Source organism: Sorangium sp. So ce128, assembly GCF_051525245.1.
Lineage (GTDB): Bacteria > Myxococcota_A > Polyangia > Polyangiales > Polyangiaceae > Sorangium > Sorangium cellulosum_B.
The window spans coordinates 4,622,195-4,646,657 of sequence record NZ_CP150313.1 but is presented as its reverse complement, the minus strand read 5'-3'; the positions used below and the strand labels follow the sequence as shown (position 1 = coordinate 4,646,657).

The 24,463-nt window shown below is 73.7% G+C and carries 18 protein-coding genes and 1 tRNA gene; 8 read left to right on the top strand and 11 right to left on the bottom strand.

Translation table 11 applies throughout. The features are described 5' to 3' along the window. Positions 1-776: 776 nt before the first annotated feature. A tRNA-Lys gene (locus WME82_RS17740) sits at positions 777-849 on the bottom strand. Between the two features lie 244 nt (positions 850-1,093). Between WME82_RS17740 and WME82_RS17735 the strand changes: the two genes are divergently transcribed. Continuing rightward, positions 1,094-1,849: a S1 RNA-binding domain-containing protein gene (locus WME82_RS17735; protein WP_438043778.1), complete on the top strand. Its 756-nt coding sequence runs from the start codon at positions 1,094-1,096 to the stop codon at positions 1,847-1,849. 591 nt (positions 1,850-2,440) lie between these two features. Then, a complete protein-coding gene (locus WME82_RS17730) occupies positions 2,441-4,039 on the top strand; it encodes a L,D-transpeptidase (RefSeq protein ID WP_438043777.1) in 1,599 nt (532 codons plus the stop codon). Between the two features lie 217 nt (positions 4,040-4,256). On the opposite strand, the gene WME82_RS17725 is transcribed toward WME82_RS17730, so the two are convergent. Beyond that, the gene (locus WME82_RS17725) at positions 4,257-4,703 is read right to left on the bottom strand and encodes an acyltransferase (RefSeq protein WP_437746648.1); all 447 of its coding nucleotides are present in this window, start codon (positions 4,701-4,703) and stop codon (positions 4,257-4,259) included. 474 nt (positions 4,704-5,177) lie between these two features. Between WME82_RS17725 and WME82_RS17720 the strand changes: the two genes are divergently transcribed. Beyond that, a complete protein-coding gene (locus WME82_RS17720) occupies positions 5,178-5,930 on the top strand; it encodes a hypothetical protein (RefSeq protein WP_438043776.1) in 753 nt (250 codons plus the stop codon). A gap of 197 nt (positions 5,931-6,127) precedes the next feature. Here WME82_RS17720 and WME82_RS17715 read toward each other — a convergent pair whose 3' ends face one another. Both WME82_RS17715 and WME82_RS17710 read right to left on the bottom strand, forming a co-directional pair. Beyond that, positions 6,128-6,520 carry a response regulator gene (locus tag WME82_RS17715; protein WP_231864879.1) on the bottom strand — a complete coding sequence of 131 codons (393 nt, stop codon included), beginning with the start codon at positions 6,518-6,520 and terminating at the stop codon, positions 6,128-6,130. 208 nt (positions 6,521-6,728) lie between these two features. Further along, positions 6,729-7,163: a DUF309 domain-containing protein gene (locus WME82_RS17710; protein WP_437872529.1), complete on the bottom strand. Its 435-nt coding sequence runs from the start codon at positions 7,161-7,163 to the stop codon at positions 6,729-6,731. 82 nt (positions 7,164-7,245) lie between these two features. Between WME82_RS17710 and WME82_RS17705 the strand changes: the two genes are divergently transcribed. Next, positions 7,246-7,416 (top strand): hypothetical protein, encoded by a 171-nt coding sequence (locus WME82_RS17705; RefSeq protein ID WP_437718119.1) that lies wholly within the window; start codon positions 7,246-7,248, stop codon positions 7,414-7,416. 51 nt (positions 7,417-7,467) lie between these two features. On the opposite strand, the gene hflX is transcribed toward WME82_RS17705, so the two are convergent. From hflX to glgA, 6 genes are all read right to left on the bottom strand, one after another. After that, positions 7,468-8,886, bottom strand: a complete 1,419-nt coding sequence (gene hflX / locus WME82_RS17700; RefSeq protein WP_438043775.1) for a GTPase HflX — start codon at positions 8,884-8,886, stop codon at positions 7,468-7,470. Positions 8,887-9,128: 242 nt separating this feature from the next. Continuing rightward, entirely contained in the window at positions 9,129-11,051 is a 1,923-nt protein-coding gene (locus WME82_RS17695; protein ID WP_438043774.1) for a GAF domain-containing protein, read from the bottom strand. A gap of 232 nt (positions 11,052-11,283) precedes the next feature. Continuing rightward, positions 11,284-12,696, bottom strand: coding sequence for a WD40/YVTN/BNR-like repeat-containing protein (locus tag WME82_RS17690; protein WP_438043773.1), 1,413 nt, complete (start codon positions 12,694-12,696; stop codon positions 11,284-11,286). Between the two features lie 35 nt (positions 12,697-12,731). After that, positions 12,732-13,193: a FixH family protein gene (locus WME82_RS17685; protein ID WP_438043772.1), complete on the bottom strand. Its 462-nt coding sequence runs from the start codon at positions 13,191-13,193 to the stop codon at positions 12,732-12,734. Then, entirely contained in the window at positions 13,186-14,181 is a 996-nt protein-coding gene (locus tag WME82_RS17680; RefSeq protein ID WP_438043771.1) for a hypothetical protein, read from the bottom strand. Before WME82_RS17680 ends, WME82_RS17685 begins: the two co-directional genes overlap by 8 nt. 161 nt (positions 14,182-14,342) lie before the next feature. After that, entirely contained in the window at positions 14,343-15,797 is a 1,455-nt protein-coding gene (gene glgA / locus WME82_RS17675; RefSeq protein ID WP_437746640.1) for a glycogen synthase GlgA, read from the bottom strand. 599 nt (positions 15,798-16,396) lie between these two features. Between glgA and WME82_RS17670 the strand changes: the two genes are divergently transcribed. The 4 genes from WME82_RS17670 to WME82_RS17655 all read left to right on the top strand — a co-directional run bounded on the left by WME82_RS17670 (position 16,397) and on the right by WME82_RS17655 (position 22,724). Continuing rightward, positions 16,397-17,449: an RluA family pseudouridine synthase gene (locus WME82_RS17670; protein ID WP_438043770.1), complete on the top strand. Its 1,053-nt coding sequence runs from the start codon at positions 16,397-16,399 to the stop codon at positions 17,447-17,449. 203 nt (positions 17,450-17,652) lie between these two features. Further along, positions 17,653-18,591: a hypothetical protein gene (locus WME82_RS17665; protein ID WP_438043769.1), complete on the top strand. Its 939-nt coding sequence runs from the start codon at positions 17,653-17,655 to the stop codon at positions 18,589-18,591. A gap of 111 nt (positions 18,592-18,702) precedes the next feature. Beyond that, on the top strand, positions 18,703-20,652 hold the full coding sequence (locus tag WME82_RS17660) for a molybdopterin-dependent oxidoreductase (protein ID WP_438043768.1): 1,950 nt from the start codon (positions 18,703-18,705) through the stop codon (positions 20,650-20,652). Between the two features lie 143 nt (positions 20,653-20,795). Continuing rightward, a complete protein-coding gene (locus WME82_RS17655) occupies positions 20,796-22,724 on the top strand; it encodes a hypothetical protein (protein WP_438043767.1) in 1,929 nt (642 codons plus the stop codon). Positions 22,725-22,835: 111 nt separating this feature from the next. Here WME82_RS17655 and WME82_RS17650 read toward each other — a convergent pair whose 3' ends face one another. Continuing rightward, on the bottom strand, positions 22,836-24,434 hold the full coding sequence (locus WME82_RS17650; RefSeq protein ID WP_438043766.1) for a hypothetical protein: 1,599 nt from the start codon (positions 24,432-24,434) through the stop codon (positions 22,836-22,838). Positions 24,435-24,463 lie beyond the last annotated feature (29 nt).

Genomic DNA, 24,463 nt, shown 5'->3' with positions numbered 1-24,463 from the left:
TCGTGCGGCCTTGCCGCCGTGCGATCCCGGCGAAGGTACACCGCCTGGGGCCCGGATGCACCAACACGCTCGCAGCCCGGGGAAATGCGCATCGACGAGGAGGATACCCATCAAGTTCAAGACGACGATCGGGGCCGGCGGCCATCTCCTGTCGACTCGATAGCGTCTCGCCGCGATGGGAACGAGGACGCCACCATCACCTGCCGAGACGCGTACCACGACCTGCTCGCGACCAACTTCAGAGCTCGGCCAGGTCGACGAGAGATCACGTAGGCTTGGTGCGTCGATGACCAGAGCAGCCCCACCGCACAGCCGCACGGGGACGACGCGGCCGAGCAGCAGCCCACCAGAGGCCGCGAACTCGCATCCTTGTTCGCGTACCCCCTCGTCAGCGAGCGCGCCCCCGAGAGCGAGAAGGCGAACGCACCGACGGCGACTTCGTGGAGGACGTCCCGACGTAGCGCGCACCGCGGATCGTCGCGCTCGAGCGTGCGGCTCGGCTCGCCTCGCGCGTCGGCTCACGCCGGCCGCTCGTGCGCGAGGAGCGGGCCCCACGTATCAGCTCGCTGGTCGCCGGTCGGGGCCGTCGCAGGACGCTCGGAGGAGGTCCGCGAGCGCCTCGGCCACACGTCGATCGCCTCGACGCATCGCTACGCGCACGTGAGCGAGGCGGCCATCAGGCGCGGTCCACCGGACGCCCGGGTGGGCAGCGCCGCTGCCCACCTCCGCCTCGATTCCACCTGAGGTTTCGCGTCTAACCTCTCGGAATCATTCAGTGGGTCGACAGGGACTCGAACCCTGGACCTACGGATTAAAAGTCCGCAGCTCTACCGACTGAGCTATCGACCCGATTCAGCGGCCGCGGAAGCTAGCAGAAGCCCCCGCCAGGTTCCACCTTTCCGTTCCCGCCGCCTCCCTGCTCTCCGCCCGCCCCGTCCTCTCCCCAGTCCCGTCCCCCTCCCCCGTCTCCCCCTCCTCCCACTTCGGCCCCTGCCCCTGCTTCGGCCCCCTCCCTCTCCCTCCCGCCTCTCCCCTCGCTTCCCGCTCACCGCCGCCTTCCTCGCGCCCTCGCCTCGCGCTATGAGGTCGCGCCATGTCGTCGTCACGCCCTTCCGCCGCCTCCAAGGAATCGTTCGCTTCGCTCTTCGAGCAGTCCGAAGGAGCTGGCAAGCAGCGTCGCCGCCAGTACCACACGGGTGAGACCGTCGAGGTGACCGTGGTCGCGATCGCTCGCGAGGCCGTCTTCGCGGATCTTGGCGGCAAGCAGGAGGGCATGTTCGAGCGCCCGGCGCTCGCCGATGGTGACGGCAACCTCCGGGTCGCGGTCGGCTCGCGCATCTCGGCCGTGGTATCCGGCGTCGACGCTGGCACCGGCCAGGTGCGCCTCACGCCGGTCGTCGTGCGCGCGAAAGACGACGGCGACGGCGGGACATCGCTCGCGGTCTCCGCGCCTGCCGCGGGCGGCGCGCCGCTGCTCGTCGAGGGAGCGCGGGTCAAGGGCAAGGTGACGGGCATCGAGCGTTACGGCGTCTTCGTCCAGATCGCGGGCACCTCGGGCCGCTCGGGCCGCGGCCTCGTCCCGACGGCCGAGACGGCGACGCCTCGCTCCGCCGACCTGAAGAAGCACTTCACGGTGGGGCAGGACGTCGAGGCGAAGATCCTCAACGTGGACGAGTCCGGCAAGATCCGCCTCTCGATCTCCGCGCTCCGCGTCGACGAGGAGCGCGGCCAGTTCGAGTCGTACGCCAAGGGCGAGCGCTCCGGCGGCGGCAACGACAAGGGCGCCAAGCCTGCGCCTCGCAACTTCGGCACGCTGGGTGACCTGCTCGCGAAGAAGGTCAAGCGCTAGCGCTTCTTCCCCCTCGTCCCGTCTCCAGCTCCCCCTCCCGTCTCCCTCTCCCTCCTCTCCTTCCCCGTCCTCACGCCGCCGGCAGGAGATTGCATCTCCCCCTCGGTTCAGCATACACCTCGCCCGCTCAGCCCCTTGCGGCTCCAGCTTCGGCTCCTCGTCGCCCGCCGGCTCGCTGGCCCCGCGCGCCTTCGCACCTCGGGCCTGGGTGTCCCTGCCTCCGCCTTCGCGTCGATGCCTTCCCTCGCTCGAGCCTCCGCCCCCGAGTCGCCGCCCGCACCCCAGCGCTCCCCGCGCACGCGCGCTCGCCCCCGCGTCGGCTCACGCGCCACGGCGCCCTCCCGCGCGCGCTCCGGCGCCCTGCTCCGCTCTGGCGCTCTCGCCGTCGCCTTCGCCGGCGCCTCCCCGCTCGTCCTTACGGCCGCGGCCTGCTCTCCGTCCCAGGATCCGCCGGGCAGGGCCACCGACGATCACCGCTCCGGCGCCGCTCACGCGCCCGCCCCGCTCGCCACCGGTGCCGCCCTCGCGGCCCCGGGTCTCCCCTCGCCCGAAGCGCTGGCCCCCTCTCCTGGATCCGCCGCGCCGGACGCCGTGTCCCCTGCGTCGCTCGCGTCGCCGACCGCCGCATCACCCTCCTCGAAGGAAGCCACGCTCCCGGGCCGGGGCGCGAAGATCGCCAGCATCGCGATGCGCACCTGGATCTACGTCGCTCCCGACGAGCGCTCGACGAAGCTCGGCTACCTGCGCGCCGGCGCGGTCGTCGATCGGGCCGAGCTCCCTGCGGGCACCGGCGGATGTGCTGGCGGCTGGTACCGGATCGCGCCGCGCGGTTACGTCTGCGTGGGCAAGGGCGCGTCGCTCGCGCTCGAGCACCAGGTGGTCGCCGCCGCCGTGCGCGGCCCGCGCCGTGGTGCGCCGGTGCCTTACTACTACGTCATGTCGGGCTCGCCCCCGCCGCACCTCTACTTCCGGCTCCCGACCGTCGAGGATCAGCGCCGCGTCGAGGGGTCCACGCTCGGCGTCCACCTCGCCCGTGCCGCTGTCGCGCCCTCGTCGTTGCCGCTCGATCCCGTGCCGGAGTTCCTCCTCGCCGGCCGGGATCTCCCCAAGCCGTACGGCGCCGAGGAGAAGCTCCACTACTCGGTGCATACGGGCCGCACCAAGGAGAGCTCCGCCTTCGGCCTGATCACGACCTTCGAGTGGACCAGCCGCCGCTTCGGCCTCACGACCGAGCTCGACCTCATCCCGCTCGATCGCACCCGCCCCGCGCGCCTCAGCGCGATGCGCGGCGTGATCATCAAGGATCTCGACGCCGAGGGCGCCGAGGTCCCCGCGAGCGCCACCGACACGGCATCCCCGGCCGCCGCGGCGTCGTCGGCATCCCCCACGTCCTCGGCCGCCCCGGCGCCCGCCGCCGCTCCACCGGCCGACACCGCGAGCTTCTCCATCGCCGAGCTGCCTGCCGACGAGCTGCCTCCCCCGCCGCCCGGCACCGATCCCCGCCCCGATCCCGCCTTGAAGGGCGCCCCTGCCTTCGTCCGCGTCCACGGCACCACGCGGCAGCGCCCCTCCGCGTCGGGCCGCGCGCTCGTCGACGCGGGCCTCGCGCCGCACCGCTCGGGCTGGGTGCTCACCGGCCGCACGCGTGGCGGCGCCAAGGGGCTGCTCGAGACCACCGAGGGCTCATGGCTCGCCGCCGACCACCTCGTCATCGCCGAGCTGCGCAAGGACCCTCAGGGGTTCGCGCGCGACGGCAAGAAGTGGATCGACATCTCGATCCGCCGCCAGATGCTCGTCGCTTACGAGGGCACGCGCCCCGTGTTCGCGGCGCTCATCTCCAGCGGTCGCAGCGGCATGGCCGATCCCGAAGAGACCGACGCCACCGTCCGTGGCTCGTTCTACATCCACGCGAAGCACGTCTCGACCACGATGGACGGCGATGACGAGGCGTCCGAGGCGGCGTTCGACCTGCGTGACGTGCCGTACACCCAGTACTTCCACGGGGGTTACGCGCTGCATGGCGCGTACTGGCACGACGAGTTCGGCAAGGCGCGCAGCCACGGCTGCATCAACCTGGCCCCTGCCGACGCGGCCTGGCTCTTCGAGTGGACCGAGCCCGCCGTCCCGCCCGAGTGGCACGGAGCGATGAACATCGAGGGCGGCGGAACGCTCGTCTATGTGCACGGCTGACGGCTCCATGCACGGCTGACGGCTCCATGCACGGCTGACGGCTCCATGCACGGCTGACGGCTCCATGCACGGCTGACGGCTCCGCGCACGGCTGACGGCTCCGGCTGCCCCGGCCCCCTCACGACAGCCGGACGACCGGCCCAGCTCGCCAGGTGCATCTGGCAAGCTGGGCGGGGGGCCGCTCACCCGACCGCTGCTGGCCCTCCCGTCCGTCCCGTTACTGGCAGGACGCCGGCATCTGCGCGCCGACCAAGAGGCCGCGCAGGGTCGAGAGCGCTTGCCGCCCCTGCGGCGAGTTCGCCAGGCCGTCGCACGCCGAGGCGGCCGCGAGGTAGCCGCCCTGCTGCTCGGGCGGGGCCGACTTTGCGTTCTGGCGCAACGCCGCGCAGCACTTGCGGATCCCGCTGGAATCGCCCGTGCCGACCACCTTCTTTCCAGCGTCCGCGTCCGCCGTGTCGGCGTCCGCCGCATCCGCCCCGGCGTCCTCTTCGGGCACGATCTGCGTCGTGGGGGTCGGCGTCGGGGCCGGCGTCGGCACGACGGGCGCCGAGGGCACCGGCGGAACGTCGTCCTCTTCCTTCTTGGGGCACCCGCTGGTGACCAGAGCCACTGCAAGGGGGAACATCAGCGCCCCCAGAACCGTGAAGAGCCGTGTAGGTTTCATCTCACCTCAAGTATCCGATTCGCGTTTGCGTGGGAACTTCTGTTCGACGAGGAACGCCCCGATCGCAACCAACTTCCCCGAGCGCTCGCGGTCATGAGGCCCGCCGGCTGCACGCCCTCGGCGATCCGAGCGGCCGAAGTATGGGCGTCACGAGCCCGCTCGCAAGATCGCGAACGCCGCCGACGGGCGCGCTTCAGGTGCTCCCCGACCTCGGTAGCAGGCGCGTGCGTCGCGGCGAACACGGCGAGCGCGACGGACGCGAGGCACGCGGCGAACGCGGCGAACACCGGCGCGCGCGCGGGGCGGAATCGCTCGCAGCGCTCGGCGACCTCCGCCGATCAGCGTGCGCCTTGGCGCGCGGCGGGCCCAAGCACGCGCGCGTGTGCATGTCCAAATCTCGAAAGGACACGCCGACCGGCCGGCGCAGGCGCGCGACTCCAGCGCTCGACCGATACGGCTGAAGCGGGAGCAACCATGAAGTACACGCAGCACGAGGAGTGGACGAACGAACCGCGAGCCGCCGCCACCAGCCCCGGAGAAGACACATCGGTCTCGTTCTCGGTGGACGCGCCCTCGCTGGACGCGCCCTCGCTGGATACGCCGGCGATCACGGAGGATGCCGCCGTCACGACCCCGCCCGCGGCGCGCGCCGCGAGCGAGGAGTGTGACGCGTCCTCGGGGCAGATCGATCTCACCGCGCTGAAGGCCGGCAAGGAGGGCGCCCGCCCCCAGGTCCTCGACCTCTTGCCGATCTTCCCGTTCGGCGAGCCGCCCGCGTCCGCACCCGTTCCTGAGGCGCCGGCGCTCGACGTGCCGGCGCGCGCGTGGCGCGCCCGCTCGATCGCCGTCCTGCTCGCAGGCGCCGCCGCGATCGCGGCCCTCACGGCGGGCATCTCTGCCCCGGATGCCGCCGCCACCGGCCCTCGCGCGGCGGCCGGCCTCGCCACCGCGGCCCGCGCGGTCGAGGCGCGGCTCCCGCACATCGAGGCGCCCGCCCAGCGCGCGCCGGTAGCGCCTCCTGCCGAGCGCGACAGCTCTGGCGACGCGCCCGACGGCGTCGCCGCCTCGCAGCGCGCGCCGGAGAACCGCGTACGGGCCACGGGCGCAGCCGCGCCGACGCGCGCCAGGCCGGGCCCTGCGGCGCCGAACACGACCGACCGCCGCGCTCCCACCGACCCGTGCCGCGGCGACCTCCTCTGCGCGATGCGCCGCGCCACGGGCGGCTGATCCGCCGCCGAGCCCATCGGCAGATCCGCCGCGGCCTCGGTCGGGCTCATGCCGAGGATGCACCCGCTCAGACAGCGCGCCGGGCTCGCGCCCGGCAAGACCCCCGCTCAGATACCTCGTTCAGGCAGCACGCCGGGCTCGCGCCCGGCATGACCCCCGTCAAGCGCGCGCCGGGCCCGCGCCCGGCCCGGACCTGCTCAGGCGGAGGCCGGGCTCGGGCCGGACGGGCACCCCGCGTGCGCCGCGATCGAATCGAGCAAGCGGTTCAGATCGAACGGCTTTGCGACCGACGCGCACGCGCCCACCTCGCGGGCCCAGGTGCCGGCGTCCACCGCGGCCGTCATCACGAGGATGGGCGCTCGCGGACCAGGACACGACGCGTACGCGCGGGCGAACCCCCAACCGTCCATCACCGGCATGCGCATGTCGAGCAGGATGAGATTCGGCCGGTTGCGCTCCAGCAGCGCGAGCGCGGCCTCGCCGTCGCTCGCCGAGAGGACGTCATAGCCCTCCTCCTCCAGCGTGATCTCGAGCATTTCCCGGATCTCCTGGTCGTCGTCCACGATCAGGATCTGCTTGCGCCGTGTCACGCGGCTCCTTTCGGTTTGCAGCTTGGCCCGAGGCTCGGCGCTCGCCGTCCCCTCCACTCCGGTTCCACAGTACCCGTCTGCCACGATATCCCCCCACACGGGCGCTTCCCATGCGCGAACACCACTCAGGCAAACGATGTCACGCCCGCGTCCCATGTCGCACGCGACGAGCGTAATATCGACTGCGGAGCCCGTTCGGGTCAGACGCTCACGGCCGCGAACGCGCCCCGGACGGCGAGGGCGGCGCGACATCGCCCGCGATCTCCATCCTGGGCAGAAGCGAGGCGTCGATCTCGGTTCTCTCTCCGCTCGCGAGCTGCTCGATCACGGCTGCTACGCGGGTAATGTCGTCGACGAGCAGCGGGATCGCCAGCCCGCCCATGCCATCCGGCGTGCCCGCGAGCCGAGCGCGCGCCTTGTCGAGCAGGCGCAACGCCCCCGGTGGGCTCTGCATCCTCGTGAGCTTGTGCAGGGCCGCGGCGACGAGGATGAGCCCCTGGAGAAACGTCTTCCTCACGGGATCCGGCTCGTCTCGCCACCCGGACTCCCACAGCTCGTGCGCCTCGAAGAACCGCCCCGCGCGGTAGGCTTCCAGCCCGCGTTGGACGATCGCTTCGAGCGCTGCGTCGGTGGAGGAGCTCATGGCGCGGAGCGACAGCGGACAGCGGAGCGTACCACGCGCCCCGGACGCCCGCGCTCCGGTGCTCCGGTGCTACGCTCGGCGCGTGCAGCGGTGGATCCTCGTCGCGGTGATTGCTGGGCTCCACCTCCTGGCGTTCGCGATCGGCATCCTCCTGCGCCGCCGCAGGCGACGGCGGCGCCTGCAGGCCGACGAGGCGCGCGCCATCGCCGCGCACGCTGACGCCGCGCGCGCCCGAGCCGCCCGCCCGCGCTGACCCCGCTCGCCCGCGCCGAGGCCACGCGCGCCCGCGCCGCCCGCCGCCCCCTCAGCGCGCGAGCAGGCTGCGCAGCCGATCGAGCGCCGCCGCGTGCGCCCGCACCGAGAGCCGGCCGCCGACGTCGTCGTACTCCTCCGAGAGCACGCGCGCGTTCTCGTAGATCTCCCCGATGAGGCTCTGCTTCGCGTACGGCAAGAGCAGCTCGGCCTCCACCATCGACTGCTCGAAGAACGTGATGATCGCCTCCCGCAGCGCCGCCACGTCGTCCGGGATCTTCGCCGACAGCTGCGTCGCCTCGGGGAACTCGAGGCGCAGCGCCTCCCGCTCCTCCTCGGAGAGCCGGTCCACCTTGTTCAGCAGGAGCCGGCTCGGCACGTCGCTGGCGCCGATCTCGGAGAGCACGCCGCGCGTCACCGCGAGCTGATCGCGGAACGTCGGATCCGACGCGTCGGCCACGTACAGCAGGAGCGACGCCTCGAGCGCCTCGTCCAGCGTCGAGCGGAAGCTCGCCACGAGATCGTGCGGCAGCTTCTTGATGAAGCCGACCGTGTCCGAGACGAGGATCCGCGGGCGCACCTCCGGGTGGAGCGCGCGCACCGTCGTGTCGAGCGTCGCGAAGAGCTTGTCGGCGACGAGCACCTCGCTGCCCGTCAGCGCCCGCATCAGCGACGACTTCCCCGCGTTCGTGTAGCCGACCAGCGCGACGCGGCGCTGCCCTTGCCGGAGCGCGCGGCGCGTCGACTGCTCGCGCTGGACCGCGGAGAGCTCGTCCTTCAGCTCCGCGATGCGATCGCGGATCTTGCGCCGATCGAGCTCGAGCGCGCTCTCGCCGGCGCCCTTGCCGCCGATCCCGCCGCGCTGCCGGTCCCCGCCGCCGCCCGTCTCCCGGAGCCGCGGCGCGACGTAGTTGAGCCGCGCGATCTCGACCTCGAGCTTCGCCTCCCGGCTCCGCGCGTGGCGGTGGAAGATCTCGATGATCACGCCCGCCCGGTCGAGCACCTGCGCGCCCGTCGCCCGCTCCAGGTTGCGCGCCTGGCTCGGCGAGATGTCGTGGTCGACCGCCACGACCGTCGCCAGGCGCGCCGCCTGCCCGGCGCCGCCCGCGCGCGGCTCCGTGCCGCCGTCGTCGCCCCCGTCGTCGCCGAGCTCGACGTCGTCCTCGTCGCCCTCGCCGCTCTCTGCGGCCCGGCGCGCGCGCGCCTTGTTCTTCCGCTCCGGCGCGCCCGAGGGCACGACGCCGCTGCCGCCCGTGAGCTCGGCGAGCTCCCTGAGCTTGCCCTCCCCGAGCACCGCGGCCGCTGCGAGCGCGCCGCGCCGCTGCGACACGGTCGCGATCACATCGAAGCCGAGCGTGTGCACGAGGCGGCCGAGCTCGGCCAGATCGGCGGCGTGCTCTACATCGTCGACGCCGGGGAGCTGCACCCCGACGAGCACAGCAAGGGGACGTTCTTGGTTGGTGGTGGTCATACGGTCGTGTGCGAGGGCGGGAGCTTCGCCTCATCCACCCCCGCGACGCAAGCCGCGGCGCGCTCGCCCGCGCCTCGCTGCGTCGCCTCGGACGAACCCGCGGGGCTCGCTCCGGTGAACCGCCGAGCTCGCTCCGACGCGGACCACGAGGGCGGGCAGGGACAGCCCGACGCCGGCGGCGGGCGTCGCCTTCCGAGCACGCCCGGGGCACGCGCGCCACATCCCGAGGCGCACGAGCGGCGTCACCTCGCTCGCGCCGCCTCGCCGTGCAGCCGCGCGCTCTCGATGGCCAGCGACGCGAAGCGCCCGAGCTCCGCGGCCACGCCCGTGTCGTCTTGCCGGAGCTCGCGCTCCACGGTCCAGAGGCTCAGCAGGCCGAGCTTGCGGCCGCGCGCCGCGAGCGGCACGAGGATCGCCGAGCGGGCGCCGAGCTCTCGCAGCGCCGAGAGGTGCTCCGGCCCGCGGGCGATCCGCTGCAGCCACGGATCGGTGACCAGCGGGATCAGCGTGGCCGCCCTGCGGGCCGTCGCCTCGGCCAGCGAGGCGGCGTCGCCGAGCAGCAGCGGCGGGTGCTTGAGAAGCCTCGGCAGGAGCGCCCGCGCCTCGGGCAGGCGCGCCGACGCGACGAGCCGCGGGGCGCCTCGGCCGTCGTCGAGATCGAGCGCGCAGAGGTCCGCGAAGCGCTCGCCGCCGAGGCGCACCACCTGCTCGATCGTCCCGTCGTGGTCGATCGACTCCGCCATCAGCGCGCTCGCGTCGATCAGGATCTGCCGCGCGCGCTCGGCCTTCCTGAGCTCGGTCACGTCCTCGACCGTCATCACGGCCGCGGTGATGCGCCCGTCGGCGTCGCGCACGGGGGCCACGCTGAAGCTCCCGAGGCGGCGCTCTCCGTCCGCGCGGACGAACTCCATCTCGTCGCGGGAGACCGTCTCGCCGCCGTGCAGCGCCCGGTGGAGCAGCCAGCGCGCGCGCTGGTCGTCGTCGGTCTCGCTGAGCAGCGTCCGCAGCGGCGCGTTGCTCGGGGTCTCCTCGGGGCCGCGGACGATCTCCGCGAACCGCCGGTTGTTCAGCGCGACGGCGCCCGACGTCCCCTCCGCAACGACCACGCCGACCGGGAGCCGCTGGATCGTCGCCTCGAACCGGCCGCGCTCCGCGGCGAGCTGCTCGCGCAGCTGGGCCTGGGTCGCGAGCGCGGCCGCGCGCTCGGCCGCCTTCTTGAAGAGCAGCCGGTCCCCCTCGGAGAACTCCGCCACGCGGCGGGAGCTCACGACCGTGACGCCGACGAGGCGGCCCTCCGAGAGCATCGGCACGCCGTAGAGCGCGTGGAGCGCGTCGCTCGGGCGCTCGCTCTGCGCCCCCGACTCCGGCCCCGCCGCGCCGCCCCCGGCGTCGGTGGCCAGCGGATCCGGCGCCGCCGAGCGCAGCGCCACCGGGCGCCGCTCGCGGACCACGCGCCCGACGAAGCCCTCCGCCAGCCTGTAGGCGCGCAGGCCCCACAGCGCCTCATCGACGCCGATGCCGGCGCGGATCCGCAGCACCTCGCCCTCGAGCAGCAGCATCACCGCCCAGTCGACCGACCGCGCCGACTCGACGAGCACCTCGACCAGCCGCCGCAGCAGCCGATCGATGTGGACGTTGCCCATGCCCTCGGCCGAGACGCGATCGAGCGCGCCGAGCGCGCGCTCGCGGAGCGCGGCGCTCCGCGTCGCCGGATCGATGATCACCTGATCGAGCACCTCGTGCAGGATCGTCATCTCGACCCACGACGGCTGCGTGCCTGTCCGCTCGAGCATCCGGAGCACGCAGCGGCGCAGCACCGAGTACTGGGCGGCCACGTCCTCCAGCTCGAACCCGTCGCGGAGCTTGTCGAGCACGCGGAAGCCGAGCAGCGGCTCGGGGAACTCGACCGACACCGACTCGACGCCGCTCCACGCGTCCTGCTCCTGGTCGCCCGGCGGCGCAGCCGCGGCGGACACGGCCGCCTCGAGGCGCTCGGCGAGGCGCGCGAAGATGGAGGGCAGCTCCTCGCGCAGCGCGATGTAGCCGGGGGACTGCTCGCCCGGCGCGCGGCGACGCTCGGCGCGCTCCCACGCCTCCAGGATCTCCGCGCTGTGGGCGCGCAGGAAGACGGCGAGCGGCGATCTGAGTAGGTCTCTAGGGGCCATTCACGCGCTGGCCGGAGCCGCGGCACCCTCAGTCTACGCCAGCCCACGAGGACGTAGATCCAGAAACGAACCGGCGGCGGCTTGCCCGTCCGGCGCCCCAGCGGACGCCGCCGGGTCGCTCCGCCCTCTCCGTCCGTACCCTTCTGCCTGCGCCATGCGAGCGCCCTTCCATAAGCGGTTATGTTGCGCACGCCTGCACGCCTGCGCGATCGCGCTCGCCTGCGTCGCCGCGCTAGCGTGCGCGCCTGCGCCGCCGCGCGCTCGCGAGGCCCGCCGCGAGCGCGAACCAGATCGCGCCGCTGGCGGGCGGCGCGGCGCCCTCGCCCCGCCCCGCGCCTGCCGCGCCGATCTTGCACCCGCACCCGTCCGGCGCCTCCGCTGGCGGCGGCTCGGATCCCCCGCCGCCGCTGCCGGTCGCTGCGGCGCCGTCGCACTGCTGCGAGCCGATGGTGAGCGCCGTCGCACCCCACAGCGGAGCGCAGGTCGAGGTCGCGCCGCTCTCCGGCGCGCACTCGATCGGCCCGCAGAGCCCGTCGAGGTGCAGCAGCGCGGAGAAGCTCTCGCCGTCGTCGACCGATCGGCCCACCGTGAAGCCGTCGGCGAACTCGTCGCCGCAGGCGAAGAGCGCCGCTGCGGTCCAGGTCAAGCACCGCGCGCCGACGTCCGAGATCTTCTCGAACTCGAGCGACGCGGCCGGCGCGCGCCAGATTCCGTCCTGGGGCCCGCCCACGATCACGGTCGCGCCGTCCGGCGAGAGCGCGAAACCGAGGAGATCGCCGGCGCTCTCGAAGGCGGTGGCAAAGCTGCGCCCTCCGTCCTTCGAGACGAGCAGCGCGTCGGTCGGATCGCCGTCGAGCCGCACGTAGACGATGTCGGGGTCGACGGGATCGATCGCGCCCAGGAACGGCAGGCGCATGTCGTCGCTCCCCGGGATGTCGAGCCGCTCCCAGGTCGCGCCGCGATCGTCGGTGCGCTGGAGGGCCCCGGCGTAGTCGGGCGCGCCGTAGCGGCCGCTCACGTAGACGCGCGCGCGGTCCGAGGGGGCAGCGTCGACCGTGTGGGCAAGGAAGTCCTCCGGCAGATCGACGCCGGCCTTCGTCCAGCTGTCGGCGTTGTCGCTCGTCTCCCAGAGCTGGGTAAGGAACTGGCCCGCCCCGAGCCCCGCGCTGACGACGAGCACGGCACGGGAGGGGTCCTCGCGATCGGCCGAGAGGTCGATGACGTAGCGGTTCATCAGATCGCCCTGGGCGAACGACCAGTCGCAGCCGCCGTTCTTCGACGCGCTGAGGCCGTCGAAGACCCCGGCGATGATCGTCCCGTCGGCGAGGAAGGCGAGCATCGGATCCTCGTTCCCGCCGAAGCCGACGACCGGCTCGCAGATCCAGCGCCACCGCTCGCCGCCGTCGTGCGTGGCGAGCAGGCCGTAGGTCGCGCGGACCATGAGGCGCGACGGATCGCTCGGGTGCGACGCGATCAAGCCTGCGGCCGGGAAGCGGCCGTTGGCCGAGGCCGGCGCGGAGAGCGCCGCGACCGAGAGCAGCGCCGCGACCGAGAGCAGCGGCGCCGCGCAGGACGAGAGGGGGCCACGCCGCCGCGCGCATGGTCCGCTGCGGGAGTGACGCGTCGGCGCTGAGAGGGCTCGCACGGAGCGTTCTGTAGGGGCTCGCACGAGGGGTGAGCCTAGTGGACGTCGAACTCGAATGCCGCCTCGTCGATGAGGGACGACGTCAGGGCCCGGCATTGCACGTCCCAGAGGCCCCCCATCCCGAAGGGCACGTCGGCGACCTCGTACAGGCCGGGCTCGATCTCCGTGCCATCGTGCGCGGACCCGTGCCCCATGCCCGTCATGCTGGCGTAGACGCGGAGCTTGATCCGCTGCGCCGGGCTCTGCGAGTCGGTCCAGGTGAGCCGCACGTGGAAGGTGTTGAAGCCTCGCTTGATCGGCTCGGTCGACTCCACCGCGAACTCGATGCGCCCGTTCACGCCGACGTCCAGCCGGTGGCCGGCGTCCGGCTCCACGTCCCGGGATCCGCAGCCCGCCGGCGAGAGGACGGCGAGCGCCGCGATGAGGGCGGCGCGGGCGCGCGCCCAGCGGCGCCTGGGAGGTGACTTCGGCGAAGGCTGTTCACGAGGTTCAATCACGTCTTCCCCACACGTAGCGGAGGCCTGCGGACAGGGCGGCGAACGCGCCCTCGTTGCGGCCGATCCCGGAGATCGGCACGTCCACCTGGAGGTTGCCGACGGCGGTCCAGCGCACGCCGATGTCGTGGGCCAGCACGGCGAGCAGCGCCGTCCGCACGCGCTCCTTTCCCATGGGATTGCGGGGGCCCGGGCCAGGCTCATCCTCGCGCGGCGCGCCCTCGCGCTCGTGGAGCGCGCCCACGGTGAGCGAGGCGCCGGAGGGCCACGCGGGCCCCGCCGCGGCGAGGATTTGCACGCGGGGCGCGGACCGCGCCGCGTCGCCGTCGGGGAGACGGTAGCTGGTGCGGATGCTGGTCGAGGCGGCGAGCAGCGCGTTGAACGAGCCCCACGACTTCTCGAAGACCATCCCCGGCCGGATCTCGGCCACCCCGAGGCCGGTCGTGTCGGCGCCCGTGATGTCGACGCCCATCGCGCGCGCGCCGGTCGCGCCGCTCACGCCGGCGTCGAGCGGCGCCGTCCCCGTGCTCGGGCCGCGCCCGGTCGGGAGCGTCACGCCGAGCGTGAACGCGGCGGACGGGATCCACGGCGACGCCGCGCCATCGATGAGGTCGATCCTGGCTGCCGCGCCCAGGTCACCCGGCCCGCCGCCGGACGACGTGGCGCCGAGCCCCACCCCGCTCCAGGTGACCATCATCGGAACGGAGACGGCGAGCTGGAGGTGATCCCCGGCCCGCACCAGCCACCCGGCCTCGGCCCTCAGCTCGCGGTGGTAGACGCCCTCGCCGGACGCGTCGAAGACTCCGTCCACCGCCCACGTCCCGAGCTGCTCGGTGAGCCGGACGGAGAAGCTCGCCGCGGCGCGCTCCGAGGGAGCGAGCCACTGGGCCATGCCGTGGCCCGCACCGCAGCAGGCCGACGCGCGCGCGGCCCTCGGGTGCACCGCGAGCGACAGCAGGAGCACCACACAGGCGACGGCTCTGGCCAGCACGGCCGCTCCTATAGGCGCGGCTCCTGCCCCGCGCCAATGCGACACGTTGTCGCGCGGAGGGCGCCTGATCTCGGTCGGGCCGCGCCTTCACGCGGTGCCCCGAGCCGTTTCCGTTCCGCGCGCAGCGCCTCGCGACCGCGCGCGGCGCTCGGCGACGGCGCTCAGCTGGCGAGGGCCTGGCGGTAGACCTGGACGTAGCGGCGCGCGGGGCGGTCCCAGCCGAGGTCGAGGCGCATGATGCGGCGCTGGACCGCGGGCCAGCGCGGCGACGTGAGGGCCGCGAGGGCGCGCTGGACGCCGCCGAGCAGCGACGTGGCCGTCGGCTTGTCGAACAGGAACCCCGTGCCGGTCTCGAGGGCGGCGTCGATGTCGACGATCGTGTCGACGAGGCCTCCGGTCCTGCACGCCACCGGGGCAGCGCCGTAGCGCTGCGCGTACAGCTGCACGAGGCCGCACGGCTCGAAGCGCGACGGCACGACCACGAGGTCGGCCGCGGCCATGAGCCGGTGCACGACGGCCTCGCTCACCCCGCCGAGGAATTTCGCCCGCTCGGGCGCCTTGGCCGCGGCGGCGGAGAGCTTCTCCATGAGCTCGGCGTCGCCCTCGCCGGCCACGACGACGCTGACGTCGCCCTTCAGGATCTTCGGCATGGCGTTCGCGAGCAGGTCGCTGCCCTTCTGTGCGACCACCCTGCCGATGGACACGAGGAGCGGGCGATCCGGCCGGATCTCGAGCCCGAGCTCCTGGAGGAGCGCGCTCTTGCAGCGGCCCTTGTTGCTCACGTCCTCCGCGTCGTAGCGGGCGATGATGGCCGGATCGGTCATCGGGTTCCAGACGGCGTAGTCGATGCCGTTGACGATGCCGGACAGCTGGTTCGCCCGGGTGCGGAGCACGCCGTCGAGGCGCTCGCCTTGCTTCGGCGTGAGGATCTCGTTCGCGTAGGTGGTCGAGACGGTGGTGAGCGCGTCCGCGGCCAGGATGCCGCCCTTGAGGAAATTGAGCTGGCCGTAGAACTCGAGCCGCTCGGGCCGGAAGTGGTCGTCGTCGAGGCCGAGGTACGGGAGCGCGTCCTTCGGGAAGAGGCCCTGGTGCGCGGCGTTGTGGAGGGTCAGCACGGTCCGGCCAGGCGCGGAGTGCTGGTGGCGGAGCAGGTACGGCACCATGGCGGTGGGCCAGTCGTGGGCGTGGACGATATCGAACGGCGAGCCCGACCGGGCGCGCTGGCGGACGAGCTCCACGACGGCGCGGGAGAACAGGGAGAACCGGCGCGCGTTGTCCTCGTAGTCGCGCCCCTCCTCGCCGTAGATGCCAGGCCGATCGTGGAAGCCTGGTACGTCGAGGACGACGAGCTCCACGCCCGTGCTGAGCCGCCCGTCGAAGAGCGTCACCTGGATCGGCCCGCCCGGCGACACCTTTGCATCGATTTCGAGCGGCATCGGGGTGAGGCGGCGCGCCATCATCAGCCCGCTCGAGTCGAGCGCCTGGTAGCGCGGCAGCGCGATCGTCACCTTGTGCCCGAGCAGCCGGAGCGCCTTCGAGAGCGACGACACGACGTCGGCCAGGCCGCCGACCTTGACGATGGGCGCGATCTCGGACGCAGCGAAGAGGATGTCCATGCGGGCGCCGTGTGTAGCACGAACCGGGGCGCGTACAGCGCGGCTTCCGAACCCACAGGCGGGCGCTCGCACGGCTGGCGAGGCGTCCTCGCGATCCCCTCCGAGGTCCCCTCCCCGCCGTGCACGACCTCCCCTGTCCGCGGGACGCGCGATGAAAGACCGCTGCGAGCCCCAGCGCCATGCCCGCGGCACACCGCGGACCGGCGCCGCAGGCAACTCTGGTGGCTCGCCCTTACCCGCGCGGTCATTCCGCACAGAACTCTGCATGCTGGCTTACTTTTGGGCGCGGTCCCGCAGGCAGATCTGTATGATTTTTTACTTCAAAATCTGTCCGCACAGGCAGATCTGCATGCTGAACTACTTCCGGGCGCCCTCGCGGACCCGCGCTCGCAGCGCGGTCGGCTCCGCGAGAGCGGCGACCGAGGCGGCGCTGAACGCTGGCAGGCGCCGACGTCACGCGCTGCACGTTCGGTCCGCAGGGCTCGATCACGGTCGACCTCTCCAGCGCATGGCTCGGCCAGGCGCTCCGCGAGCGGCGCGCCCCGCCGCGTTTTCCGCACGACAGGCCGGCGCTTTTGCTAAAGGCCAAGGCTCGACCCATGACCAGGATCAGCGCGCGAGAGCTCGCCGGCACGAGCGGCCCCTTCGGCCGCGGCACGCCGGTGGTGCGCCCCGCGGAGGTGCCGGAGGGTTCGGTCGTCACCGTGCTGCGCGTGCCGCCGGAGTCGGCCGGCATGCGGCTCGACCGGTTCGTACAGACCCAGCTCAAGCGGACGAGCCGCACGCGCGCCGCCGAGATCGTCGCCCGCGGCGCCTACTCGCCCGAGGCGCGGCGCCTGCGCGGCAGCGATCGCGTCCGGCCGGAGCAGTGCATCCTCCTCTGGCGCGAGCCATGGGACGAGCAGGCGCCCGACACCCCGATCCCGGTCCTCCACGAGGACGACGCGCTGCTCGCCATCAACAAGCCGGCGGGCCTGCCGGTGCACCCCACGGCGCGGTACCACAAGAGCACCGTGATCAAGATGATGGAGGCCGCGCGCCCCGACGAGCGGCTGTTCCTGGCCCACCGGCTCGACCGGGAGACGAGCGGCGTGCTGCTGCTCTGCCGCACGCCCGAGGCCGACCGGACCGTGAAGGCGCAGTTCGAGGAGCGCACCGGCGTCGTCAAGCGCTACACCGCGATCGCCTGGGGCTGGCCCGAGCACGATACGTTCCGGGTCGAGCTGCCGCTCGAGCTCGACGACGCGAGCCGCTACAAGGTCAAGATGCGGGTCGCGCTGCCGGGCCGCGGCCTCGCGTCGGCCACCGCGTGCGAGGTGCTGGGCCGCCGCGCCGATCCCCTCACCGGCCGGCGCTACGCGCTCGTCCGCTGCACGCTCGAGACCGGCCGGCAGCACCAGATCCGGGTCCACCTCGCGGCGAGCGGCCTGCCGCTCGTCGGCGACAAGCTCTACGGCCCGGACGAGGGCATGTTCGCGCGCGGCGCCGACGGCGTGCTCACCGACGACGACCGCCGCGCGCTCGAGCTCGACCGTCACGCCCTCCACGCCGCGCGTCTGGAGCTCACGCACCCGATGACAGGCGAACGCGTGCGCATCGAGGCGCCGCTCTCGGACGATCTGCGCACCTTCTGGGACGCGCTCGACGCGTGATCCACGTGGAAGGCGGAGGATCCATCGTGGGTCACCCCTCCGCTCGTGTGTGTGCGGGGTGACGCTTGCGGGACGCGATGACACCGGTGGGCGAGGCGGCGCCTGCGGCGCTCCATGGACGCTGCAGACCGGAGCCCCGCGCGAGCGCGCTCGAGCGCCTGCGGATCTTGTGCCGAAGTGCCGACTTACGTACGATGGCCGAGATGACGCGTGCGCGAGACGACCTCGAGGCGCTGCGGGATCCAGCGCTCCGGTCCACACCGCTCGAGGCCGAGAGCACCGCCCAGAGCACGACATCGGGGCCGGTGCCTGGTCCGGGAGGGACGATGCAGGACGCGGCGGCGCCCTCTCCAGGAGAGCCTGCCGGCGCCGGAGAGCCGCAGCAGGCGGGCCCGGAGCGGATCGCAGCGGCCTCGTCGGCCGGCGCCGCGCCGCCGCAGGCCGACCCGCGGGCCCGGAGCGACGAGAGCCTGGATCGGGAGCGCTACGAGCGGTACGCGATGCCGGCGAGCGACCTGCCCGCGGCCAACGTGCAGGCCTTTCGCGGCGACGCGAGCGGGGTGCTCGCGATCGTCCGGCGCGCCGTGCAGTCCGTCACGCGCGATCCGGCGCGCCACCGGCGCCGGCTGCCGAAGTCCCGCTTCGACGCGATCCGCAGCTTGCCGGAGCTCGCGATGGCGCTCGACTACGCGGTGACGCGCATGCAGCCCGAGAGCGCGCCGCCGCCCGAGGTCGTCGAGAAGCTCGATCTGCTCTACGGCGTGCTGCGCCCGACGATCGCCACCGCCGAGGTGTACTTCCCGCGCAGCATCGTCCCCGAGACCTTCGGCATCGTCCGGCGCGCGCTCGTCGCCGGTGATCCAGCGAGCGCGACGGCCACCATCACCAACCTCATCCTGGACCGGTGGAGCCACGTGCAGAGCCGGATCCCGATCACGAGGGAGGAGCTGACGCAGCTGAACAGCACCGCGAAGTGGCTGCTCAGCAACACGCGCCCGCCGGAGCGGCTCGACTCGAGGGACATCCGCGATCGGCTGTGGTCGCTCCTGCGCGAGCGCTACGAGCAGCTGCGGGCGATCGCTCAGGAGGTCTCGGGCGACGACTCGCGGGAGTACGCGCCCGAGCGGCTCGCGGCCGATTGATCCGGCGCGCGGGGCCGCCCCGGCGCGGCGCGGAAGCCCGGCCAGGTCCGGACGGACATCCGGGGAGCGGGGCGGGTGTACCGCCCCGCAGGCCCGATCTACGCTGCCGTCATGCAGGAGCTCCGCAAGACGACCTGTAACCGCGACTGCCCCGACGCCTGCAGCATCGTGGCCACCGTGGAGGACGGCCGCGTCGTGCGCCTCGGCGGCGACCCGGACCACCCGATCACGCGGGGCTTCCTCTGCTACCGCACGTCGCGCTTCCTGGAGACCCAGTACTCGCCCGAGCGGCTGACGACGCCGCTGCTCCGCAAGGGCGGCGAGCTCACGCCCGTCTCCTGGGAGGAAGCGCTCGACACCGCGGCCGAGCAGCTCCTCACGATCCGGCGCGAGTCCGGTCCGGCCGCGATCTTCCATTACCGGAGCGGCGGCTCGCTCGGGATGCTCACGGGCATCGCCGACGCGTTCTTCGCGCGGTTCGGGCCGGTCACGGTCAAGCGCGGCGACATCTGCTCCGGCGCGGGCGACGCCGCGCAGCTCGCCGATTTCGGGGAGGAGGACAGCCACGACCTCGCCGATCTCCGGAGCGCCCGGCACATCCTCCTCTGGGGCAAGAACGTCTTCACCTCGAGCCCTCACACGCTCCCGGTGCTGCGCGAGGCGAAGGCGCGCGGCGCGGAGCTCGTGCTCATCGATCCGGTGCACCACAGGACGGCGTCGCTCTGCGGGGCGTTCTACCAGCCGCGCCCCGGCGGCGACTTCGCGCTCGCGATGGCCGTCGCGCGCGTGCTCTTCGACGAGGGGTGGGCCGATCCGCGCGCCGCGGACTACTGTGATCACCTCGACGCTTTCCGCGCGCTCGCGCGCCGGAGCTCGGTCGCCGCGTGGTGCCGCGAGGCCGACGTGCCCGAGCGCGCGGCCCTGGACCTCGCGCGCCGCCTCGCCGAGAGGCCCACGGCGATCCTCGTGGGCTGGGGCATGGGCCGGCGCACCACGGGCGGTGCGATCGTGCGCGCCCTCGACGCGCTGGGGGCGGTGAGCGGGAACCTCGGCATCCCGGGCGGCGGCGTCTCGTTCTATTTCAAGCGGCGCCGCGCGTTCGACCTCTCGCCGTTCGAGGGCGAGCGCCCGGCGCCCCGCACCGTCTGCGAGCCCCTGCTCGGGCGCGAGGTGCTCGGGATGAGCGACCCGCCGATCCGCGCCGTCTGGGTGACCGCCGGCAACCCGGTCGCGATGCTGCCCGAGTCCGACACCGTCGCGGAGGCGCTCCGGACGCGTGAGTTCGTCGTCGTGGTCGACTCCTTCCTCACGGACACGGCGCGGGTCGCCCACCTCGTGCTGCCCACGACGACGCTCCTCGAGGCGGACGACGTGGTCGGGGCCTACGGCCACCATTACCTCGGCGTCGCCACGCCCGTGGTCCCGCCCCCGGCCGGGGTGAAGGCCGATCTCGAGATCATGCAGGCGCTCGCGCGGCGCGTGGGCCTCGGCGGCGTGCTCGACGGCAGCGCCCGCGACTGGAAGCGGCGGGTCACCGAGCCCAGGCTCGCGCCGCTCGGCGTCACGCTCGAGACGCTGGAGCGCGGGCCGGTGCGCAACCCGCTGGCGCCGAAGGTGCTGTTCGAGGACCGCAAGTTCCCGACCCCGAGCGGCCGGGTCAACCTCATCACCGAGGCGCCCGAGGCGCGCGTGGATCCCGACGCGAGCGAATTCCCGCTGCTGCTCATGGCGCTCTCCACCGAGAAGTCCCAGTCGTCTCAGTGGGCGCGACCCCAGCACGGTCCGGCCGTCGTCACGGTCCACCCGGACGCGGCCGGCGGCGTGCCCGACGGCGGCGCCTGCCGGATCACGTCGCGCGTCGGTTCCATGACGGCGCTGCTGCGCCACGATCCTGCTCAGCGCCGCGACGTCGCGCTCCTCCCGAAGGGAGGCCACCTCCGGGACGGCCGCTGCGCCAACGCGCTGATCACCGCGCGCACCACCGACATCGGCGAGGGCGGCGCGCTCTACGAGGAGCGGGTGCGCGTCGAGCCGATCGACCCGCCGGCGCCCCTGCCCTAGAGCGCGGCGCGCGGTCGCGCGGTCGCGCGCGCGGCGGACGAAGCTCACGGCGCGGGCGCGACGAGGCGCGGGCTCCGGTAGGGCCACGCCGTACCCGCGAGATCCCCTGGCCCGCTCGGCCGGCGGTCTCTTACGCTCGCGCGATGGCGAGAGAGCTGCCTGCAAGGTTCGGGATCACACCGCACGCGGCGCGCCGCATGGCGAACCGGCAGATCGCGCTCGGCGGGGTGATGGCGGTGCTCGGCGCGGGAGTGAGCGCGATGGGGCTCGGCAGCGTCGCGGCCGGGCTGCCGTTCGGGATGGCCGGCGCGCTCATCATAGCGATCGGGCTCCGCACCCGCTCGATGAGCGTCGCCGTGCAGGTCGTCAACAAGGCGTACAACCTCGCGGCTTCCGGCCAGCGCGAGGACGCCGCCGAGCTGCTCGACTACGCGGAAGAGACGTGCCGCTCGCGCTACGTCCTGCGCGTCATCGACGTCCAGCGCGCGCTCGCTGCCATGCAGCGCGGCGATCTCGCGGGCGCGCTCGTCCGCGCCGACGCTGCGGTGACCCGCCGCACCGACCCGCTCGCCTTTCACCTGGAGCACGCGACGATCGCCGCGGCGCGCTCACTGAGGGCCCTGCTCCGCGCCTCGACGGGCGATCGCGACGGCGCCGCGGCGGACATCGAGATCGTGCGCGCGAGCGCCCTCGCGTCGCCCGAGGTGCTCGCCCGCGCGGAGCTCGCGGCCGCGGTGCTCCTGGAGCGCTCGGGCGACAGGGAGGCGCTGCGGGCGCACCTGCTCCGCGAACGCAGCCTCCTCGTCGAGCACACGCGCCCGCGCGAGCGCGCCCTCGTCCGGGCGTACCAGCGCATGCTGAAGGCGAAGGCGAGCTCGGTCTACCGCACCGGCGCGAAGCGGGAGCCGGAGGCCGGAGGCGAGCTCTCGGCGGCGGACTGGGCGGCGCGCATCTCGCCCGAGGCGGCGCCGTTCATGCGCGCCCCCGCGCTGGCAGCGGGCGGGGTGGAGGAGCTGTCGCGCGCGGAGGTGGACCGCGCCGATGCCTCCGCGCGCGCCGCCGCGGAGGGGCGCGCCGGGAGCAACCGCCAGCCGGTGGCGAAGGCGGCACGCCGCATTTTGCTTCTGTGGTTGGCCCTGGTGATGGTGTTCCTGGGGGTGTGGCAGCTCTTGAACTCCGATCAGGCGCCGCGGGTGGCGCCCGAGGTCGAGCGTCTGCCAGCGGAGCCGATCTTCGGACCGCTCGCGATCGTCCTGGCGTTTCCGGTCTTCTTCATCGTGATGCTCGTCGGTGCGGTGCTGGTGAACGCGGTGCGCACGCGCAAGCTCTCGCAGCGCTTCGTGGCCGCCCAGGTCGCGATCGCGAAGGGCGAGGCGCAGCGCGGGAAGGCTGAGCTCGAGGCCCTCACGCGGACCAAGGCGCCCGCGGCCGCGGCGCAGGCGTACCTCGCGCTCGCCGAGCTGTCGGACCGGCAAGGGGAGCTGCTCGCGGCGCTCGCGGCGTGCGAGGCGGGGCTCGCGCGGCTGAACACTGACGCGGCGCGCGCGATGGCGGCGGACATCCTGCTGCCTGCGCTCCTGGCCGAGCGCGCGTTCGTGTTCGCGGCGATGGGCCGGAGCGCCGACGCGCGCGCCGAGATGGCGCTGCTCGCCGAGCGGTATGCGTCGTACCCGTTCCTGGAGAGGGCCAGGCTGCGGGTGGCGCTGGCCCTGCGGACACGGGAGGGCGACATCGCCGGGGCTGCGCGCCTCACCGAGCGGGACGCGGACCTGCCGCTCAACGCGCGCGACGAGCTGCTCGCCGACGTGTGCCGCGCGGCGGCGAGCCCGGGCACCGCGGGCGCTGGCGAGGTGGAGCGGCTCCGCGAGGAGCTGCGGCTCGACGCCGCGAGCCGGCGCTGGCTCTCGGCGATCGCGCCGGCGGCGCTCGCGGCGTTCGAGCGCCTGAGGGAGCAAGGCGACGCCGAGGCGCTCGCCGGGGCCGAGGCCCTCGCGGAGACCGAAGCGCTCGCGGAGGCCGAGGCCCTCGCGAAGCACGCCGGGGTGCGCCCGCGGGACGCCGGGGCGGCGTGAGCGCCGCGGCGCCGCGGCGTGGGAGCGGCCTCAGGCGCAGCTACGGGCGCAGATCCTCGCGCCGGACGAGCGCGGCGCCCGATCGATCATCCGCGGCGCGCGCGTCGCCGCTCAGTCTTCTCGAGCAGGCGCCCGCATCGGCTCCCTCGGCTTGGTTCGCTCGGGGGGCGCGGCGGCCGAGCCCTCCACGGCGTCGCCGATCTCGCGCGCCACTCCCTCCACGGTGCGCAGGCTGATCCTCCCCGCAAGCACCAGGGTCGCGCCGATCTCGCTGCAGTCGATGGGATCCAGCCGCACCGGCGACGCGAACGCGTTGACGGCCGCCATCTGCCCGGCGGCGTAATCGAGGCGCGCGCCGAACACGAGATCGCCGTACCGGGTATAGGAGACCAACCCGAGCGACGCGTGGGCGCCGCTCATCCGCTCGAAGAAGAGCTTCGACTCGGCGGACATGGGGCCTCGCAGGCTCGACAGCGCGTTGAAATCGGAGGCGACGCCGCCCACGAGGCTGAGGTCGCGCGTGAGGAACACCTCGGCGCCGAGCCCGACGTTGACGATGGGCGCCGCCGCCTCGACGATGTCGAGGCGGCCCCGCGCCCGGCTCGTCACCGCGCCCCCGGCGATCGCGATCTCCTCACGATCGGCGGCGATCCGCGCGAACTCGCGCTGGCCCATGTAGAAGAAGCCGTCGAGCTCCAGCCGCAGCCGGCTCCACTCCGCGCTCGCGCCGATCGCGACGCGGGCTGGAGAGGGGGCCACGAACTCCCCTTCACCGGCCCAGTAGCGCGCCGCCGCCGTCCCGTCGGCGCGCGTGTCGACGTAGCTCGCGTCCAGGGAGTCGACGGCATGAACGCTGGGCGTCCGCAGGCTGATCCCGGCCGAGAACACCCGGTTCAGCCGGTACGTGACGCCGATGTGCGCGAGAAGGTCCCATGAATCGCCCGAGAGCGCGGCCTGGTAGGTCGCGCTGCTCGCCGAGCCCGCGCTGGTGTCCTCCACGAGGCTGGCGACGCCGAGCGAGCTCGTGTAGCGGGTGCGCACGAGCGAGAGCGAGGCGCCCACGGCGAGGCGCGAGGTGGCGCTGTAGCTCCACGAAGGACCGGCGCTGAAGCGACCCCACGCGTAGCGGAGCGTCTGCGCCTGGCTCACGCGCCGCGAGGCGGACTCCCCCGAGAATCGCAGCGCGTCGAACCCGAACTCGTTCTCCTCCGTCTTGCCGAGGCAGGCGGCGACGACCTGTCGGCCGACCGGCACCCGCGTCGAATCCGCGCCTCGTGCGCCGCTCCTCCAGTTGAAGAAATAGCATGTCGCGTCGGGGAGGCTGTCCAGCCCATGATCGCTCACCGACGTGCGATCGAGCCGGAGATCGCCGTACAGGCCAGGGTCGACCGGACCTGGCTGGTGCCACCGTTGCAGTGTGCGGTGCGCGTAGCGGAAGAACGCCGACGAGAACGCGATGTTCCGGTCCTCGATGCGGACGATCGTGGCCGGGTTCAGGAAGGGCGCGGCGCCGTCGACGCCCAGCACGACCCCCGTGCCCCCCAGGAGCGCCGATCGCCCGCCGAGGAGCGCGGATTCGTACCTTCCCTGCGCGCGCGCCGCGTCTCCGCCGAGCGTCCCGAGCAGCGCGCTGGCGAGGCCGAGCAGCGCTCGGCGCGCTCCGGAGCTGCGAACCAGGGCGCGCGGGCTCGGCATGGCAGGCGCCAGCATGGATCACGGCGCCGTCGCCGCAATGGCGG

Coding starts and splice junctions, on each gene's coding strand:
- WME82_RS17735 (WP_438043778.1), top strand. CDS start 1,094: ATGTCGTCGTCACGCCCTTCCGCCGCCTCCAAGGAATCGTTCGCTTCG.
- WME82_RS17725 (WP_437746648.1), bottom strand. CDS start 4,703: ATGAAACCTACACGGCTCTTCACGGTTCTGGGGGCGCTGATGTTCCCC.
- WME82_RS17720 (WP_438043776.1), top strand. CDS start 5,178: ATGAAGTACACGCAGCACGAGGAGTGGACGAACGAACCGCGAGCCGCC.
- WME82_RS17710 (WP_437872529.1), bottom strand. CDS start 7,163: ATGAGCTCCTCCACCGACGCAGCGCTCGAAGCGATCGTCCAACGCGGG.
- hflX (WP_438043775.1), bottom strand. CDS start 8,886: ATGACCACCACCAACCAAGAACGTCCCCTTGCTGTGCTCGTCGGGGTG.
- WME82_RS17695 (WP_438043774.1), bottom strand. CDS start 11,051: ATGGCCCCTAGAGACCTACTCAGATCGCCGCTCGCCGTCTTCCTGCGC.
- glgA (WP_437746640.1), bottom strand. CDS start 15,797: ATGGACATCCTCTTCGCTGCGTCCGAGATCGCGCCCATCGTCAAGGTC.
- WME82_RS17670 (WP_438043770.1), top strand. CDS start 16,397: ATGACCAGGATCAGCGCGCGAGAGCTCGCCGGCACGAGCGGCCCCTTC.
- WME82_RS17665 (WP_438043769.1), top strand. CDS start 17,653: ATGACGCGTGCGCGAGACGACCTCGAGGCGCTGCGGGATCCAGCGCTC.
- WME82_RS17660 (WP_438043768.1), top strand. CDS start 18,703: ATGCAGGAGCTCCGCAAGACGACCTGTAACCGCGACTGCCCCGACGCC.
- WME82_RS17655 (WP_438043767.1), top strand. CDS start 20,796: ATGGCGAGAGAGCTGCCTGCAAGGTTCGGGATCACACCGCACGCGGCG.
- WME82_RS17650 (WP_438043766.1), bottom strand. CDS start 24,434: ATGCTGGCGCCTGCCATGCCGAGCCCGCGCGCCCTGGTTCGCAGCTCC.